Below are 2,289 nucleotides of genomic sequence, written 5' to 3'. Positions count from 1 at the left end.
CTCGTGACGTTCTACCAAGCTGCGTATAACCGCTTCCAGATGTTTCGGCTCTACCTTCCCTTCCAACAGGTACACTCCTGGCATGTTGTACGCCGTTCCTTGATTACCCATATGATCCAAAATATAGAGCCGCTTCTGTGCAGAGGATACGGGGTAGAAGTCCCGTTGTTCTGTACGCGAAATCGATACATATACTTCGGGAGACGAACACTGCTCAACCGCATACGCCAACTCTTCAATCGTTGAATGCTCGAACAACGATCTAAGCGGCACCTCGACTCCGAATGATTGATGAATGAGCGATACTAGCTGCATCGCCTTTAACGAGTGACCGCCCAGCGCAAAGAAATCGTCCGTAACGCCTACTCGCTCGATGCCCAGCAACTCTTGCCAGATCGCTGCAAGTTTCACTTCCGTCTCCATCCTCGGTTCGACGTATACCGTACCATGGAGAGCATCCTTATCCGGTTTCGGGAGTGCTTTTCGGTCCAGCTTCCCGTTCACCGTCAGCGGCAAATGGTCCAGTTGCACGAAATAAGATGGAATCATATACGATGGCAGCGTTTCGCCTAAGCGAGTCCGAAGCTCTACAATACTCGGTTCCCCGTCGCACACAATATACGCACATAGCGCTTGTCCGCTCGCTTCTTCGATCGCCACCACCGCCGCTTCCTTCACTGGCTTTAGCTGCTGCAAGGCGCTTGCGATCTCGCCTGGCTCGATTCGGTAGCCCCGGATTTTCACCTGCTCGTCCATCCGGCCCAAATATTCGAGAACACCGTCCGACAGCCACCGGCCCAGGTCTCCCGTTCGATACATTCGTCCACCTGGTACGAACGGATCGGCGACGAACTTCTTCGCCGTGAGGTCTTCACGGTTGATATACCCCCGCGCTACACCGTCTCCCGCAATGCATATTTCTCCCGGTACACCTATTGGGAGTAACTGACCTTGTTTATCCATTAAATACGTTCGCGTATTCAATATTAGCTTGCCTATTGGAACAGTAATGGTAGATCTTCTGGAATTTCCAGCAAACCATAGCGTCGCGCATATTGTCGTCTCTGTTGGTCCGTATGCATTAATAAACCGCACATGGGGACGCCACTTTTGTACCAGTTCCCATGAGCAAGCTGAGCCCGCCACAAACACTGTCTTTAACGAACGGACACGTGTCGGCTCCATATGAGTTAAATAGGCAGGTGGAAGCGTCACTGTTGTAATCTGATGCTCTTCGATATACGCTTCAAATTTCTCAACTTGATGGATTACCTCAGTTGGCAACATATGCAGTTGAGCCCCGCTAAATAAGCTCATTACAATTTCCCATACAGATGCATCAAAGGCGATGGTGGCAAACTGGATGATCCGATCGTTATCCGTAAGGTCCAACGTTTGCTTGAATACGGAGGATAAGTTTACTACACCACGATGCTCTACCATAACCCCTTTCGGCTGGCCCGTCGAGCCCGAGGTGTAGATAACATACGCCAGATTACGTGAGCTGTTCACCGCTTCCAGGTTCCAATCTTCTTCGCTGGCTAGCATCGTTTCTCTTAGCTCCAGCTTCCCTCCGGCAAACGTCACTTTATCCAACAGATGCTCGTCTCCAACCAACCACCTGCTTCCGCTGTCCTCCAGCATATACGCTATTCGCTCCTGCGGATATGACGGATCAATCGGCACGTATGCGCCGCCTGCCTTCAGAATACCGAGAATGCCCGTGATCATCTCTACGGACCGTTCCGCTAGAAGACCGACGCGGATGTCCGACCTCACGCCCTGCTTTCGCAGCTTGTGTGCCAGCCGGTTTGCTCTAGCGTTAAGCTCCCGGTACGTTACCTGTTCCGTTTCGCTAACTACCGCAATACGATCCGGCGTCCGCTCCACTTGCTCCTCGAACAACTGGTGGATTGTCTTCTCCAGCAGATACGGTGCTTCCGTTGCATTGAACACATTTATAATCTGATGCTTCTCTTCCACGGTCAGCATCGACAGTTTCGACAGTTCCATCTCCGGTTCGCTTACTGCTGCTTTAATTAACTGCAAGTAATGCTGTGCCATCCGCTCCACCGTATCGCGACGGTACAAATCAGTGCAGTAATCGACCACGATTTGCAGTCCGTCTTCGCTTTCGGCTAACGACCAGGTCATATCGAACTTCGTCACACTGCCTTCCATCGGTTGGGCAATGAGCTGCAAGGAATCGAGGTCGAGCCTCTGCTGCTCCTGATTGTGCAATACAAACATTGTATCGAATAGCGGATGTCGGCTCATATCTCGGTGCTT

Annotated in this window: 1 protein-coding gene; it reads right to left on the bottom strand. The window is 51.5% G+C overall.

From position 1 onward, the window contains the following. Window positions 1-2,289: non-ribosomal peptide synthetase (locus tag PXY01_RS21455; protein ID WP_127573111.1), on the bottom strand; the 2,289-nt coding region annotated here is incomplete at both ends.

This window comes from Paenibacillus xylaniclasticus (assembly GCF_004001065.1).
Classification (GTDB): domain Bacteria; phylum Bacillota; class Bacilli; order Paenibacillales; family Paenibacillaceae; genus Paenibacillus_T; species Paenibacillus_T xylaniclasticus.
This window is presented reverse-complemented; position numbering and strand designations above follow the sequence as displayed.